The 15,602-nt window shown below is 67.6% G+C and carries 14 protein-coding genes and 1 pseudogene; 7 read left to right on the top strand and 8 right to left on the bottom strand.

Translation table 11 applies throughout. From position 1 onward, the window contains the following. Nucleotides 1-385 precede the first annotated feature (385 nt). The 4 genes and pseudogenes from ACWCQK_RS32720 to ACWCQK_RS32705 all read right to left on the bottom strand — a co-directional run. The gene (locus ACWCQK_RS32720; RefSeq protein WP_451161225.1) at nucleotides 386-703 is read right to left on the bottom strand and encodes a hypothetical protein; all 318 of its coding nucleotides are present in this window, start codon (nucleotides 701-703) and stop codon (nucleotides 386-388) included. Nucleotides 704-1,019: 316 nt separating this feature from the next. Further along, complete coding sequence (locus tag ACWCQK_RS32715) at nucleotides 1,020-1,403, bottom strand: NucA/NucB deoxyribonuclease domain-containing protein (protein WP_451161223.1); 384 nt, start codon at nucleotides 1,401-1,403, stop codon at nucleotides 1,020-1,022. Nucleotides 1,404-1,540: 137 nt separating this feature from the next. After that, nucleotides 1,541-2,020 (bottom strand): hypothetical protein, encoded by a 480-nt coding sequence (locus ACWCQK_RS32710; RefSeq protein WP_451161221.1) that lies wholly within the window; start codon nucleotides 2,018-2,020, stop codon nucleotides 1,541-1,543. Nucleotides 2,021-2,454: 434 nt separating this feature from the next. Then, nucleotides 2,455-2,689: pseudogene (locus ACWCQK_RS32705) on the bottom strand (transposase); the annotation flags it as partial. Nucleotides 2,690-3,355: 666 nt separating this feature from the next. Here ACWCQK_RS32705 and ACWCQK_RS32700 point away from each other — a divergent pair. The 5 genes from ACWCQK_RS32700 to ACWCQK_RS32680 all read left to right on the top strand — a co-directional run bounded on the left by ACWCQK_RS32700 (nucleotide 3,356) and on the right by ACWCQK_RS32680 (nucleotide 8,463). Then, nucleotides 3,356-4,117: a DeoR/GlpR family DNA-binding transcription regulator gene (locus tag ACWCQK_RS32700; protein WP_451161219.1), complete on the top strand. Its 762-nt coding sequence runs from the start codon at nucleotides 3,356-3,358 to the stop codon at nucleotides 4,115-4,117. A gap of 81 nt (nucleotides 4,118-4,198) precedes the next feature. Next, nucleotides 4,199-5,554, top strand: coding sequence for an ABC transporter substrate-binding protein (locus ACWCQK_RS32695; RefSeq protein WP_451161217.1), 1,356 nt, complete (start codon nucleotides 4,199-4,201; stop codon nucleotides 5,552-5,554). Between the two features lie 79 nt (nucleotides 5,555-5,633). Further along, nucleotides 5,634-6,593, top strand: coding sequence for a carbohydrate ABC transporter permease (locus tag ACWCQK_RS32690; RefSeq protein ID WP_451161215.1), 960 nt, complete (start codon nucleotides 5,634-5,636; stop codon nucleotides 6,591-6,593). Next, nucleotides 6,590-7,477, top strand: coding sequence for a carbohydrate ABC transporter permease (locus tag ACWCQK_RS32685; RefSeq protein ID WP_451161213.1), 888 nt, complete (start codon nucleotides 6,590-6,592; stop codon nucleotides 7,475-7,477). Before ACWCQK_RS32690 ends, ACWCQK_RS32685 begins: the two co-directional genes overlap by 4 nt. After that, nucleotides 7,474-8,463, top strand: coding sequence for a zinc-dependent alcohol dehydrogenase family protein (locus tag ACWCQK_RS32680; RefSeq protein ID WP_451161211.1), 990 nt, complete (start codon nucleotides 7,474-7,476; stop codon nucleotides 8,461-8,463). Before ACWCQK_RS32685 ends, ACWCQK_RS32680 begins: the two co-directional genes overlap by 4 nt. 288 nt (nucleotides 8,464-8,751) lie before the next feature. Here the strand turns inward: ACWCQK_RS32680 and ACWCQK_RS32675 are convergent, their stop codons facing one another. Next, nucleotides 8,752-9,660 (bottom strand): hypothetical protein, encoded by a 909-nt coding sequence (locus ACWCQK_RS32675; protein ID WP_451161209.1) that lies wholly within the window; start codon nucleotides 9,658-9,660, stop codon nucleotides 8,752-8,754. A gap of 131 nt (nucleotides 9,661-9,791) precedes the next feature. Between ACWCQK_RS32675 and ACWCQK_RS32670 the strand changes: the two genes are divergently transcribed. Continuing rightward, entirely contained in the window at nucleotides 9,792-12,692 is a 2,901-nt protein-coding gene (locus tag ACWCQK_RS32670) for an alpha-L-rhamnosidase-related protein (RefSeq protein ID WP_451161207.1), read from the top strand. Between the two features lie 145 nt (nucleotides 12,693-12,837). Further along, complete coding sequence (locus ACWCQK_RS32665) at nucleotides 12,838-12,996, top strand: hypothetical protein (protein WP_451161205.1); 159 nt, start codon at nucleotides 12,838-12,840, stop codon at nucleotides 12,994-12,996. 173 nt (nucleotides 12,997-13,169) lie between these two features. Here ACWCQK_RS32665 and ACWCQK_RS32660 read toward each other — a convergent pair whose 3' ends face one another. The 3 genes from ACWCQK_RS32660 to ACWCQK_RS32650 form a co-directional block, all read right to left on the bottom strand. Next, on the bottom strand, nucleotides 13,170-13,577 hold the full coding sequence (locus tag ACWCQK_RS32660; protein WP_451161203.1) for a dinucleotide-binding protein: 408 nt from the start codon (nucleotides 13,575-13,577) through the stop codon (nucleotides 13,170-13,172). A gap of 221 nt (nucleotides 13,578-13,798) precedes the next feature. Further along, nucleotides 13,799-14,578, bottom strand: a complete 780-nt coding sequence (locus ACWCQK_RS32655; protein ID WP_451161201.1) for an SDR family oxidoreductase — start codon at nucleotides 14,576-14,578, stop codon at nucleotides 13,799-13,801. A gap of 72 nt (nucleotides 14,579-14,650) precedes the next feature. After that, nucleotides 14,651-15,487, bottom strand: a complete 837-nt coding sequence (locus ACWCQK_RS32650; protein WP_451161199.1) for an SDR family NAD(P)-dependent oxidoreductase — start codon at nucleotides 15,485-15,487, stop codon at nucleotides 14,651-14,653. Nucleotides 15,488-15,602: the final 115 nt, after the last annotated feature.

Below are 15,602 nucleotides of genomic sequence, written 5' to 3'. Positions count from 1 at the left end.
CCTTCCACCCGGAGGGCTTGCCGTTCGGCTGCCACGCCGGTCCCGCGTCGGAATGTGCCGCACCGGGTGGTGGTCAGGCCTGGGGGCGGGTGCTGGTGAAGCGGACGGCCGGCCCTCACGTTTCTCGGGCAGCGGCCACAAACCACCAGCACAGGGGGAGGCCGCCGCCGCCGTATTTGGGGTGCGGCGCTGGCAGCCGGAGCAGGGTCCGACGAGGCTTTAATACCGCCCGTACTGTCGGACCGGCCGGATAGAAAAATGCGTGAACGATGGAATAGTGCGAAACCGTGGCAAATGTCTGCCACGTCCCCTGCGGTCGGGCGTGGGCGGCTTCGGTTGGGGCAACCGTGTGCGAGGCCGCCCCAACCGAATGTCCAGGAGCAGGTCAGGAGTAGTCGCCTTGTCCGGCCCGGCGCAGGACGTCGCGTTCCCGGCCGGTCTGGGTGTCGGGCGAGTCCTCGTGGTCGATGACGACGGTGTCGTTGGCCGGCTGGGCTCGTACCTGGGCTCCGTAGGCGTCGGTCGCCTTCACCAGGAGGGCGTCCTGGTGGGCGGCGGGCCAGCTTTGGATCAGGTAGGACTCCACGTTGTCGTCCGTGCTTTCGTCGACAGCCGTGTCCCTTCCGAGTGCGTGGACGCGCAGTCGGTACTGGCCCGGGCCTCGGGAAGCCAGCGAGGGAAGATCAGCGGGGTCGTCCGTCATGGGTGTCACCAGCACTTCCCCGGCGGAGGAATGGCATGGCATCTCAACGATCTCTTCCCAGTCCGGAGCAGGGCCGGGTCTCTGTGAGTGCGTTTCGACCGTGACACGGACGTTGCCGGTATGGATCCCGGTTGCCACCTCGATGACGCCGCCGGCAGCGGATACGAGCCCGTTGTGGGTTGCGTCGAGGTCGTCGGCCACGGGCCCTTGCGGGTCTGTGATCTGGAAGAGGTGGTACTCGGCGCGTACCAGGGCTGTTGTTCGGGCTGGCTCATCGTTCACGGGGTTTTGTCTTCCGGTCTCATCCGCCTGGGGTCTACCTGATCCATACCAGGAACCGGTCTCCGTCGAGGACGCGGCTGTAGGTGTAGAAGCCGTTGAGCGCCCTGCCGGCGTCCGCGTTCTGCGTGGCGTTGATCATTCGGCGACTGAACGGGCCGCCGCTGTAGCGCGCGCCCTGCCACGTGCTGGCGAAGGGGTACTCGTCGCATGATCTACCCGAAGGGCGCGGCAGGCTGCTGGGGCAGGCCTTCTTGCGGTTCTCGGTGATCTTCGAGCCGTTGGTGAGCCGCGTCAGGTAGTTCGTCGCACCGTACTCGCCTGGAAGTCCGGTGGCCTGGGCGTCCTTGATGTGCCTGGCGAGTGCTGGCCACGGCCCTGTCAGGCTGTAGCTGATCACCGGAACGGCCTGGGTTTTCACGCAGCCGACCTGACGAGAAGCGCCGGGCAGGGCGTTGTCGCAGCGGACATCGACGGTGGACAGCTTCGTCGCGTCCGACGGCGCTACCCGGGGTGGTGGGCTGTGCGAGCGGTTCGAGGGCGACGCCCGGGCGCCCTCTACACGGTCACTCGCGCGTAAACCAAGGGCGCGTCCTCATCGGTCTCGTCGACGGTCAGCAGGGCCGTTCCCATGGTGTCGCCCTTCTCTGGGATGTCCGCGTAGAGGCCGGCGAGGTGTCCCTTGGTTCCGATCTTCCAGGAAAGGCCGACGGAGTCGATGTCGTCCTGCTCCAGGACGACATCACCGGACCGCAGGTCGTCAGTTGTCCCGCCCACGGAGCTCACGAACTCCTTGAGGCCTCGGGATGTGGTGCGGAAGCGCAGATACATGTCCTGGCCGCTCTCTGCGCTGCCGTCGCCCGGAACCACCAGGTAGGAGACCTCTTCGGCTTCCGTCGGCACGTCGAGCCGGAAGGCGTCCTGCAGCGCGGCGCCGGGGACTCCGTGCCTTTCGCCAGAGGAGGCCCGGGGCTCGGGGCTCACAGCGACGCCCGCAACCGGCCAGACCACCATCGCGACGGCGGCCAGCGTCACCACGCCGCACAGCACGAGCAGCAGCGGTACACCAGGTCCCCGCGGAGCGCGCTCCCGGAATGCTGTTTGCGATATCACGGCTTCTTCCTCATCTTGGAGGTGCCTTGGACGTTGTAGTCCTGGGCGAGTCCCACGGTGTACCGACAGGCGATCTCGGGCTCGGCGATATCGTAGTTGAGCACAGGAAGGCAGGCCCTGGCCATCAATCGGGGCCTGCGTCCAGTGCTGCTGCGCGGACGTTCGAGGGCTGCTCGCCCGAGCCTGCGGGTAGACCGCACGAGGCTCGCGGCAACGTCAGTCCTACTGCGACGCGGGCCGCCACTGCGACTGCGGCCAGCAGCTCGTCCAGTTCACTGGCCAGGTGCTCGTGGCCTGCCCGAGGTGCGGTGGCCGCTCGCTCGTCGTGCCCCGGCCGGTCCTCGCGGCACCGGCAGCGCCCGGCTGCGTTCCAGCAGCGAGTGCGGGAAGTAGCTCCCCGACCTCAGCTCCGGGACGGCCAGTTCGACGGTGGCGGCACGGGTATCAACTCGCGTGGTCGGTAGCCGTTGCGGTGGTTGGCGCGTTCGCCGCTGACCTGCCCGGATTCGGCGTGCAGACGGCTTCGGCCTCGGCGGACATGAGCGCGTCGGCGAACGTCTTGACCATCGCGCGCAGCAGATCGGGACTTGCCGAGGGCGTGCAGGGGCAGGCTGTTTGTTGCGGTCATCGTGCTGTCCCCCTTCGGGCTTCGAAGATCAGCCGGTGGCCGTTCATCTATGCGGGCCTCATCCCCACGCTGGAGCAAACCCCCGGATCAGGTCGGACCCGTACGCCACTTCCCAGGACGCAACACCCCCCACCCGTGAACAGCATGGCCCGGTCGGCACGTTCGGCGACCCGCTTCTCGACCGTGGGCCGGCGCTTCGGACAGGTGAGCGTCCCGCCCGTGCTCACGGACGCTTCAGATGCTTGATCGGGTTTGTCCCCTCTCCCTGACGTGTAAGGAACGGCTCTGTCCAGCGTGTCAGGGGAACTGGTCGTGCCGGCCCGTAGGTACATGGTTGCCCAAGTCCCGACCGTGGATGGCCGAACGCGTCCGGGAAACGGGCAACAAGCGGGCACTCTCGGGTGGGTGAACCGACAACAGCCTCCACGCCACGGAGCCCTTCATGGCCTCACCCAGGGGCTTCGCATCACAGAAGCGGGCAGAATCGGTCATCAAATGCGTAGCGGTGAACCTGGCCAGTAGGGGCATTCGGCTTGTACAAATTTGCCACCGGAGCTTGAACGGGCAGGGGCTGCGGAAATTGCCGGCCAATGTGTGCTTGACGCGCAGAGCCACGAAACGGAGGTGTCGCCGTGGATGCCGACGAGCGAAGACGCAGAATTCTGGAAACGGCACGCCGTTCTGGATCTGCGGACGTCGGAATGCTTGCCGCGGATCTCGGCGTCTCGAAGGAGACCGTGAGGCGTGACCTGAACTTGCTGGAGGGACACGGGCTGGTCCGGCGTATCCATGGCGGTGCCCATCCCGTGGAGAGCGCGGGCTTCGAGACCACGCTCGCTTTTCGTACCACGATGCATGTCCCTGAGAAGTCCCGGATCGCAGACGCCGCGGTCGAACTCCTCGGGGACGCCGAGACCGTGTTCATTGACGAGGGATATACGCCGCAGCTGATCGCTGCCGCCCTTCCCCGCGACCGACCCCTGACCGTGGTCACGTCCTCGCTGGTCACCGCAGGTGCCCTGACTACCGCCGAGAACATCAACGTGTTTCTGCTCGGGGGCCGGGTGCGCGGCGGGACGCTGGCCACAGTCGACCACTGGGTGACTCGCATGCTGTCCGGCTTCGTCATCGACCTGGCGTACGTCGGCGCGAACGGCATCTCCCGCGAATACGGACTCACCACGCCCGACCCCGCGGTCAGCGAGGTCAAGGCACAGGTTCTCCGGAGTGCCAGGCGCCGCGTCTTCTCTGGAGTCCATGCGAAGTTCGGTGCGGTGAGCTTCTGCCGCTTCGCGGAAGTCGCCGAGTTCGAGGCGATCGTCACCGACGCCGGGCTGTCTGCCTCCGAAGCACACCGCTATTCGTTGCTGGGGCCCGAAGTCATTCGGGCCTGACCTCGATTCATCTCCCGCTGCCACCCCGCGAGGACGGGGCCGTGGTTCCACATGCCTTCGAAAAATCCCCTGGAGTCAGTCATGCGCACACGAAGTATGTTCCACGCTCTCGTCACGGCAACAGCCGCAGGCTCGGTGCTGGTCGCCTGTAGCGGGGCGGGCGGTTCCTCGAGCTCTGATGACGGCGGCAAGAGCATCAACGTGCTGATGGTCGGTAACCCGCAGATGGAGGACATCCAGAAGCTGACCAAGGACACCTTCACGAAGGACACCGGCATCAAGGTGAACTTCACGGTCCTTCCCGAGAACGAACTGCGCGACAAGGTCACCCAGGACGTGGCCACCCAGGCCGGCCAGTACGATGTCGCGACCATCGGCGCCTACGAGGTGCCCATCTGGGAGAAGAACGGCTGGCTGCACGAACTCGGCTCCTACGCCGACAAGGACGCGGGCTTCGACAAGGCCGACCTGCTCAAGCCGATGGTCACGTCCCTGTCCGGGGCCGACGGCGAGCTCTACGCCCTGCCGTTCTACGGCGAGTCCTCCATGCTCATGTACAACAAGGACGTCATGGAGGCGAAGGGCATCACGGTGCCCGAGCACCCGACCTGGCAGCAGATCGCCGACATTGCAGCCAAGGTCGACGGCGCCGAGCCCGGCATGAAGGGCATCTGCCTGCGCGGCCTCGCCGGCTGGGGCGAGCTGGGTGCGCCGTTGACGACCGTGGTCAACACCTACGGCGGCACCTGGTTCACCAAGGACTGGAAGGCCCAGGTCAACAGCCCGGAATTCAAGAAGGCCACGAACTTCTATGTCGACCTGGTCAGGAAGCACGGTGAGGCGGGCGCGGCGCAGGCCGGGTTCACCGAGTGCCTCAACGCGCTGAGCCAGAAGAAGGTCGCGATGTGGTACGACGCGACCAGCGCGGCCGGGTCGCTGGAGGACCCCGCCTCCAGCAAGATCGCTGGCCACGTCGGTTACGCCTATGCACCGACCGCCGAGACCAAGAGCAGCGGCTGGCTGTGGGCCTGGGCGTGGGCCATGCCCAAGACCACGAAGAACGCTGACGCGGCCTCGAAGTTCATGCTGTGGGCCTCCAGCAAGAAGTACGAGAACCTGGTCGGCGAGAAGCTCGGCTGGTCACGCGTCCCGGCCGGCAAGCGGGCCAGCACGTACGAGATCCCGCAGTACAAGAAGGCCGCCGCGTCGTTCGGCGATATCACCCTGAAGTCCATCGAGGGCGCCGACCCGGCCAACCCGGGCGTCCAGCCCAGGCCGACGGTGGGTGTCCAGTACGTGGCCATCCCCGAGTTCCAGGACCTGGGAACCAAGGTCACCCAGGAGATCTCTGCCGCCATTGCCGGCAAGACCAGCGTGGACAAGGCACTGGACGACGGCCAGAAACTCGCCGAGGACGTCGCCAAGAACTACCGGTGACCGTCACCCGCCCGGCCGGCCCCGGTGCCGGCCGGGCACCGCTTTCCCACCCTGGCCGTCACCGGCAGAGGAAACTTCCATGACCACGCTCACCGTTCCTCCCAAAACAGCATCACCAGCCAGCCGCCCTCGCAGGGCAACCGGCGCCAGCAAGTGGCGCCGCCGGTTCCCGCTTCTGCCGGCACTGGTCTTCACCGTCGTCGTCACTCAACTTCCCTTCGTGGCGACGCTGATCATCTCCACCTTCCAGTGGAACATCCTCAGGCCGGGCGACCGGCACTTCGTCGGCCTGTCCAACTTCACGTTCGTCCTCACCGACGAGCGGCTGCGCACGGCCGTGCTCAACACCGTCGTACTCACCGCGTCGGTCGTACTCATCAGCGTGGTCCTCGGCCTCGGTCTGGCGATGCTGCTCGACCGCCGGTTCACCGGCCGCGGACTGGCCAGGACGATGCTCATCGCGCCGTTCCTCGTCATGCCGGTAGCGGCGGCACTGCTGTGGAAGCACGCCATCTACAACCCCGACTACGGCCTGCTCAGCGGCACCCTCAGCGCCGTGTACCGCCTCTTCGGAGCGGACAACGGCCCCACGGTCGACTGGATCTCCTCCTACCCGATGCCCGCCGTCGTGGTGTCGCTGGTCTGGCAGTGGACCCCCTTCATGATGCTGATCCTCCTGGCGGGCCTGCAGGCGCAGCCCGGTGACGTCCTGGAGGCGGCGCGCATGGACGGCGCATCGGCCATGGCGACCTTCCGCTTCATCACACTGCCGCACCTGCGCCAGTACATCGAACTCGGCGTCCTGCTCGGCACGATCTACGTCGTGCAGACCTTCGACGCGGTCTACAGCATCACCCAGGGCGGCCCGGGCTCCCAGACCACCAACCTGCCCTACGAGATCTACCTGACCATGTTCCGCAAGTACGAGTACGGCCAGGCGGCCGCCGCCGGGGTGGTCGTCGTCCTCGGCTCGATCGTCATCGCGACCTTCGCGCTGCGCACCATCGCTTCGCTGTTCCGCGAGGAGGTATCCCGATGACCGCTCACATAGCAGTCGCCGCCCCGGGCACGAGACTGAAGAAGCTCCTGCGCCGCCACGACGACCCCGGCGGCGCGCCGAGGCTGTCGCCCCTGTGGACGTTCGTCGCCTGGCTGGCCACGCTGGCGTTCTTCGCGCCGGTGGCGTGGATGGTGCTCACCTCCTTCCACCAGGAGGCGGACGCGGCGACCAACCCGCCGACACCCTTCGCCGCACTCACCTTCGACCAGTACAAGCTGCTGTTCAGCCGGGACATCACTCCCTTCCTCCTCAACTCGACCACGGCCAGCGTCATTTCGACGGCCCTTGTGCTCGCCCTGGCGGTACCGGCGGCCTACGCGCTGTCCATCAAGCCGGTCGAGAAGTGGACCGACGTCATGTTCTTCTTCCTGTCCACGAAGTTCCTGCCCGCCATCGCGGCCCTGCTGCCGGTCTACCTGATCGTCAAGGACGCCGGGATGCTGGACAACGTATGGACGCTGGTCATCCTCTACACCGCCATGAACCTCCCGATCGCCGTGTGGATGATGCGCTCGTTCCTCGCCGAAGTCCCCAAGGAAATCCTGGAGGCGGCCGAGGTCGACGGCGCCAACCTGTTCACCGTGCTGTGGCGGGTCGTCGCACCGATCGCCATGCCGGGACTCGCCGCCACCTCGCTGATCTGCTTCATCTTCAGCTGGAACGAGTTCATGTTCGCCGTGAACCTCACCGCCACCAACGCGTCGACCGCGCCGGTCTTCCTGGTCGGCTTCATCACCAGCGAAGGCCTCTTCCTCGCCCGGCTCTGCGCCGCCGCCACCTTGGTCTCCCTGCCGGTCCTCATCGCCGGCTTCGCCGCCCAGGACAAACTCGTCCGCGGCCTGTCCCTAGGAGCAGTCAAGTGAAAGCCGCCGTCATCGAAGCCCCCGGCAAGGTCACCGTCACCACGGTGCCCGATCCCACCCCCGGGCCACGCGAGGTCGTCGTGGACGTGGCGGCCTGCGGGCTGTGCGGCACAGACCTGCACATCCTCCAGGGAGAGTTCGCCCCGACACTGCCCATCGTCCCCGGCCACGAGTTCGCCGGAGAGATCGTCGGCATCGGCACCGAGGTGACCGAACTCGCAGTCGGAGACCGGGTCGCCGTGGACCCCTCGCTGTACTGCAACGAGTGCCGCTTCTGCCGCACCGGTCGCAACAACCTGTGCGACCGATGGGCCGCCATCGGCGTCACCGTCGCCGGCGGCGCCGCAGAATACGCCGTCGCCCCCGTCGCCAACTGCGTCCGACTGCCTGAACACATCGACGTCGCAGACGCCGCCCTCATCGAGCCCCTGTCCTGCGCGGTACGGGGATATGACGTCCTCAACGCCAGGATGGGGGCGAACGTTCTCATCTACGGCAGCGGCACCATGGGCCTGATGATGCTGGAGCTGGCCAAGCGCACCGGTGCCGCTTCGGTGGACGTCATCGACCTCAACCCCGAACGCCTCGCCACAGCCGCAAAACTGGGCTGCTCCAGGGCGGCCGCATCGGCAGAGGAACTCCAGCAGCCTCGCGGCTGGGAGGTGGTGATCGACGCCACCGGCAACGCGGCCGCCATCCAGGACGGCCTGGAACGAGTGGGGAAAGGAGGAACATTCCTGCAGTTCGGCGTCGCGGACTACGCGACAACGGCCACCATCTCGCCCTACCGCATCTACAACCAGGAAATCACCATCGTCGGCTCCATGGCCGTCCTGCACAGCTTCGAACGCGCAGCGGACCTTTTCGCCACCGGAGTACTCGACCCCCAGGTGTTCATCAGCCATCGTCTCCCCCTGGACGACTATCCGCAGGCACTCGCCCAGTTCGGCGCCGGGCAGGGAAGGAAGATCGTCATCGTGCCCTGACCCCAGGCGGCCACGTCTGCGTTTCCCGCCGTCCTTCATGCCGGGGCGGCACGGTCGCGGTAGCAGAACGTCCCCCGGCCAGAGGGGAACCGAGACAGGAAACAAGCAGTAGTCCCTCGACGCCGCCCAGGCACTGGCCGTGTGGAGCAGGCACCAGTTGGCCCCCCGGGGCCTTGCTCCGCACGGCCGCCAGATGTAGCGCCCCATCAGGCAACGTTTGCCTCTTGGGACGGCGACTGGTGGTTGGCCAGACGCGCACACCCAGTCGCAGGAAAGGACCGGTGACGGTCAGGTCCCGCGTAGGGTGCTGGGATGTTCAATCGGCTTGAGGTCAGGGCGTTGCCACCGGGTCCCCGTTGGGCTGCTCAGTTGCAGTTTCGGATCGACGGCGAGGATGTAGTGGCGGAGGCGGTCGGAGAGGGAGGCCGCGGCCCGTTTGCGGAGGAGGCGCTGCCCGCCGACGGCCACGGTGCCCTCTGGGCGACTGGCGAGGGGCGACGCGTAGAGCTCGGCGAGCCTGCGTGCACGGGCGGATGCTGTGGCTACCTGTCCGTGTTCGTGCAGCGTCACGACGGGGTTGTGGAGTGGTCCGACTGGCGGGCGCCCGTAGACAAGGTGCGGCCCCCAGCCTTCTGTTTTGACGCCGATCAGTACGACGCCGAACTGACCCGAGCGCTGACAGACCGGCGCTGGCAGCTCTACAGAAGAGATTGACGCGCCGCCGGTCCTGCCCTGGGCGGGCGCTTGCGCGTCAGGCTGTGCGGGTGGCTGAACGAGTACGCGTCCGTGGGCGTGATGACGATGCGGGCCGGCGATTGCTGCGGACCCCGCCCCCATCATCCACTTCGAGATCCGCGCCCGGCGTATGAGCTGATCGACCGGCGACGGCACATTGGCACGCGCCCTCTTCAGACCATTGGTGATGAGATGGCGACCGTCCTCGGATTGGTCGAGGTCTGCGGCATCGACCTGCTCGACGACATTCCCGCCCTCACGGACCACTGGGCCAAGGCCGCCAGAGGTTCCCGACCGGGGGACGATGGCGGACCGCTTGAAGGCGATGCTGGTGGGCTCGGAGGTCGCGATCGTGGGCCACTCCTGGCGAGCCGAGGTCAAAGTCGCGCAAGAGCGCATCGCCCCAAGGGAGTTGAGAGACTGTCGTGACGGGTTGACACCCTGATTCCAGACGCCCATCATCGGTGGAACTTCGGCGAGGTTCCTCGTGCATCCAGCTGTCGCAACAGGCACTGGGCTTCGCACGGCACAAGTTTGAATCGTTTCAGTACCTCCGTTCCCCAGACATCCGCACCCCCACCCAGGAGGTTTCCATGCGCCGTCGCCCACCACTGAGCAGACCGCCGGGCCGGCATCATCTGCTCGGCCTCGCCGTCCTCGCGGCGGCCGTGTTCGCCACGGGCCCGACCCCCGCTGCCGGCGCCGTACCGATGTCCGCCACGCAGAGTGCGACGGACGCCCGGGCGGCGGCAACAGACCCCCTGAACTACTCACCGGCCTCGCGCATCCTCAAGCCGACCGCCGTCTACCGGACGTCCGGCAGCGTTGCGAACCCGCAGAACGTGCTGACCGGACAGTCGACGAGGATCTCCGGCTCGCAGTCGGCCGTCACCCTCGACTTCGGCAAAGAGGTCGGCGGTGTGACAACGTTGTCCTTCGGGAGCGTGAGCGACAGCGGGCAGCGAGTCGGCCTGGCCTTCAGTGAGTCGTCCCTGTACGTCGGCAACGACAGCGACCTCAGCAGCGGCCGCGGCAACGAGGACGGAGCCCTCTACGCTACGGCCTCAACGGGCGGCGCCTACACCGTCCCCACCACTCAACTGCGGGGCGGCTTCCGCTACCTGACCGTCTTCCTCGACACCTCGGGCTGGGTGGATCTCAAGGGTGTCAGTCTCGCTTTCACCGCGGCACCCGGTAAGTCCGACCCGGCGGACTATCCCAACTACTTCCACTCCAGCGACGACCTGCTCAACCGCATCTGGTACGCCGGGGCCTATACGGTGCAACTCAACACGATCGCCTCGAACCAGGGCCGAGCCTGGCCGCCGCCGGCCTCGGCCTGGGACAACGGCGCGACTGTCGGCGTGGGGGATTCCGTCCTGGTCGACGGCGCCAAGCGCGACCGCACGGTGTGGCCGGGCGACATGGGCATCGCCGTACCCACGCAGTACGCGTACTCGGGCGACCTCACCTCGACGCGTAACGCACTGACGACGATGTACGACGTGCAGTCGGCGTCGGGTGAGATCCCCTGGTCGGGGCCACCGTTCAACCTCACCGGCTCGGACACTTACCACACCTGGACGCTGCTGGCTACGTCGACGTACTACACGTACACCGCCGACCGGGCGTGGCTGGACTCGGAATGGGCCGACTACAAGCGCGGGATGGCCTTCATCACGAATAAGATCGACGGCAACAACCTGCTCAATGTGACCCGCACCCAGGATTGGGCCCGGGTCGGCCAGGGCGGGGAGAACATCTCCGCGAACGCACTCTTGTACGCGGCGCTCAGGGGCGGCGTAGCCCTGGCCACGGTCGAGGGCGACGGCGTACTCGCCGCGACCTGGACCGGTAAGGCGGACGCGATCAAGGCAGCGGTCAACTCCCGCTTGTGGGACGCTTCGAAGGGCCTGTACAAGGACAACCCCACCAGCGGTCTGTACCCGCAGGACGGCAACTCGCTGGCGGTCTGGTACGGGTTGACTGATTCCACGACCAAAGCGAAGAGTGTCGTCGCTGGACTTGGGAAGAACTGGGGCGCGTACGGCCCCACCACCCCCGAATGGGGCGGCAACGTCTCGCCCTTCGCGGGCGGCATGGAGCTCAACGCGCGCTTCACCGTGAATGACGACTACACCGCCCTGGACCAGATCCGCCGTACCTGGGGTCACATGCTCGACAGCGACATCGGCACCAGAAGCACCTTCTGGGAGGGCGTCAAAGCGGACGGCGGCCTCGCTTATGGCGGTTCGTTCATGAGCCTGGCCCACGGCTGGTCCTCGGCGCCCACCTCCACGCTCACCTTCGACGTCCTCGGCACCGCACCAGAGTCGGCGGCCGGCCGCTACCGCTTCGTCCCGCACCCCGGCGACCTGACCAGCGCCGAGGGCCGTATCACCCTGCCCCAGGGTGCCGTCGACGCCTCCTGGTCCCGCGCCCCCGCCGCCGGCACCTACTCGGCGCACCTGACCAGTCCGTCCGGCACCAGCGGCCGCATCGGCGTCCCGAAGTTCGGCGGCGGCAACGTCTCGGTCTCCGTGAACGGCACCGTCGTCTGGCGCGACGGAACCTTCACGCCCGTCTCCGGCATCACCGGCGCGAGCCAGGACGACACCTACGTCTACCTCACCGGCGTCGCCCCGGGCAGCTACACCGTGACCGCCACCGGTCTTGGCACCCCAGCCGCACCCGCCGACCTCGCCACCACCGGTGTACTGCGCGCGGGCTACTCCCGGTGCGCGGGCGAGGGCGGTACCTGCTCCTTCAGCGGCACCCGCTCGGTGGCCTACGGCGCCGGGACGTACACCTACAGGACGGTGACCGATGCCGCCGCCTGCACCAGCGGCTCCTTCGGCGGCGACCCGGCGCCGAATCTCGTGAAGTCCTGCTACGTCGCCGACGTAGGCGGTCCGCCGGGCTACACCGTCTGCGCGTCCGAAGGCGGCACCTGCGCCGTGCCCGGATACAACCGTGACGTCGTCTACGGCGCCAACGGCAACTTCGTGCACCAGGTAGCCAACGGCTCCGTCGCCTGTTCCAACGCCCACTTCGGCGATCCCATCGACGGCGTCGCCAAGTCCTGCTACCTGGCCTCGGCCGGGCCACCGGCCGGCGGCTGGACCAAGTGTGCGGACCAGAACGGGACCTGCACGGCTGCCGCCGGACAGCCGGTGACCTACGGCACGTTCGGAGCGTTCACCACGCTGAGGGCCACCGGTGACACCCCGTGCAGCGACGCGACGTTCGGCGACCCGATCCCCGGCGAGTCGAAAGCGTGCTACACCGCCACCGGCGGCCCGGTCGGCTATGCCACGAACTGCGCTGAAGAGACCGGGACCTGCGCCTTCAGCGGGCAGCGGACCGTGGCCTACGGCGCGCGGGGCATCTTCGTCTACAGGACGTTCACCGGCGGCACCAGTTGTACGACGGCGGCGTTCGGCGGCACGGACCCGCTGCCGGGTGTACGGAAGGGCTGCCACCTTACTCCCTGAACACTCCGGCGGTCCGCCTGAGTTCGTTTGGCGGGCCGCCGGATCAATCGGGTTACGCCACCGCCTCCCTCCGGAGTTGCACGGTCGCGAGCGGGCTCAGCTTCGGCTCCGCCTGCCGTAGTGCCTTCTCGCGGCGACGGAGGTGATGTCCTCGGTGAAGCCGGCGGTGGCCAGACGGGAGCGGACCCGGCGGGCGCGGACCCGGCGGGCGCGGAGCCCGCTCTCGGTGGCGGTGGCGGTGGCGGTGGCGGTGGGGCTCGACGAGTGCGGCGGCGCGTTGCAGGCCCGGGCGGTCCTCCGGTGAGGCTTCCGGCAGTGTCTGGCGCAGGGCCGCCGCGATCACGTCCGCGCCCCGGATGGCCGGCACGAAGTGGTTCTTCTTGCTCGGCCCCGTGAAACCTGTCATGAGGATGAGCCCGGCGGTCAGGTTCGCCGCGGACCACGCGACTTGAGGAGCCTCAGAAGTGCCGTCCGGGGCTACAGCTCGCCGGGTCGGCCGCAGCGGTAGAGGAACGGGCTGATCTGGCCGGTCAGGACGCGCTTGAGGCCGCAACTGCTCTCCAGTAGCCGCGCGCTCCCGGATCCAGATCGCCCACACGCAGGGGGTCGTAGCCGGCGCCGCCGATGAGCCGCGGTGACGTTCCTGGCGTCCGGTTCGCCGCGTGGCAGGTTGCACGGCGTGACACACCGCTCACCGATCAAGTCGCAGGCGGATGCGGAGACCGTGTTGAACGCCTTCGCCGTCGGACCGCCGACGACGGACGTGACCTGAGGCGCGCGTGACGGAAACCCCGTGTAGAAGTTGGTCACGTCGATGGTCACCTGGCCGTTCAGCACGGTCACACCGCGCAGCGCCTCACCGATGAAGTGACCGGGGACAGCCACGACGACGACGTGCGCGACCGGAGCGTCGCTTCCGTCCCCCTCGCAGGGCCCTGACCTTGTGGCCGGCCTTCGCCCACAGCCGAGCCGGGCCACCGTCGACCCGCCCTCGTTCGATCACCGTGATGTCCCTGCGGGTCCTCGCTGCCTCTGTCGAACGATGAAAGCGTGGCGGGGGAAGAACAGCCCGGTGCTGTTCTTCCCCCGCCACGCCGGGTGATGTGTCAGACGGCCTGGGCGGTCGGCAGGATGGTGATCTCGGTGAGGTTGACGTGGCGCGGGACGGCGGCCATAAAGGCGACGGTCTCGGCGACGTCGGCGCCCTGCAGGACGTCGATGTCGCGGATGAGGTCGGCCATCAGCTTGGAGGCGTCGGGGTCGGTGACGTGGTCGGGGAGCTCGGTGTCGACCATGCCGGGCTCGATGGTGGCCACGCGGACCATCTTGGGGCCGAGTTCGACGCGCAGCAGCCGGGTGAGGTGGCTGATGTACGCCTTGGTACCGGAGTAGACGGAGAACTTCGTCAGGATGCGGGTGGCCGCGATGGACGAGGTGTTGATCAGGTCGGCGGCCCGGCCCGCGGCGGCGGACTGCGTCAGGTGCGGGACGAAGGCGGCGATCACGTTCATCAGGCCGCCGATGTTGAGGTCGATCTGCCGCTGCCAGTCGTCGACCTTCAGTTCTTCGATGCCGGAGATGAGCTGGACGCCGGCGTTGTTGAACACGAGGTCGGCCGTGCCGAAGCGCTCGGCGACCTGGTCGGCGGCGGCCTGGACGGCAGCTCGGTCGGTCACGTCGACGGCCAGAGCGAGCGCGGTGCCGCCGGCGGTCTCGATGTTCTTGACCACGCCGTCCAGACGCTCCTTGCGCCGGGCCAGGACGACTACGGTCGCGCCGAGTTCGGCTAGGCGCTCGGCGGTCACGGCACCCATGCCGCTGGAGGCGCCGGAGACGACGGCGACGCGGCCGGCGAGGGGGGTACCGGTGAGTAGGGCAGCAGACATTACGAAACCTCAATCTCTTCGATCGCAGGGGGTTGGGAGGGTGCCGGCGCGGGTCCGGCACCCGGCGGAGCGTCAGGCGTCGTCGTGTGCGGTGGCGGCGGACTTTTCGCGCCAGGGGGCGAGGTCGTCCTGGACCTGCTGGTACTTGGCGTCGAGTCGCTCCAGGGTGTCGCGTCCGAGGTAGAGGTGGGTGGGGAGCTTGTCGGTGGAGGCCACTTCGACGATGAGGGCGGCGCCCTTGACGGGGTCGCCGAGCTGGGCGTGGTTGGCCTGGTCGATCCAGTCCAGGGTCACGTGTGCGGGGGTGTCGTCGTAGTCGCTGATGCGGTTGTGGGCGACGGACAGGGAGCTGGCGTCGAGGAAGTCGGTGCGGAAGACACCCGGCTCGACGACCATCGACTGGATCCCGAAGGGTGCCATCTCGGCGGAGAGGGCTTCGCTGATGCCGGCGACGGCGAACTTGGAGGCGGAGTAGAGGCTGACGCCGGGCTCGCCCTCGAAGCCGGAGCGGGATCCGATGTGCACGAGCCGCCCGGCGCCCTGCTTGCGCATCACGGGCAGGACGGCGCGGGTGACGTTGATCAAGCCGAAGACGTTGAGGTCGAACAAGGACCGGGCCTCGGCGTCGGTGATCTCCTCCAATGCGCCGAGCAGGCCTCGGCCGGCGTTGTTCACGAGGACATCGATGCCGCCGAACTTCTCTACGGCGGCGTCGACCGCCTGCGGGATGCTGTCGCTGTCCGTGACGTCCAGAGCGACCGCGAAGACCTTGTCGGAACTCTTCAGATCGTCCGGTACACCCGCCGGGTTCCGTACGCCGACCACGACATTGTTACCGCCTGCCAGAGCGGCACGGGCGATTTCCGCGCCGATTCCACGGGAGGCACCGGTGACAAACCACGTAGCCATGGGAAAAACCTCTTTCGTTGCTTTCCCCTTGTGGGGGGATTTCCTCTTGACGTATTCGAGTGTGCCCCTGGTTCATGCTGCTATGAAGGCTGTGGTTTTCCTGGGAGTCCCACAC

It is taken from the genome of Streptomyces sp. NPDC002306 (assembly GCF_053593435.1).
Note: the sequence above shows the minus strand (reverse complement) of the source record. Positions and strands in the feature narration are given on the sequence as shown.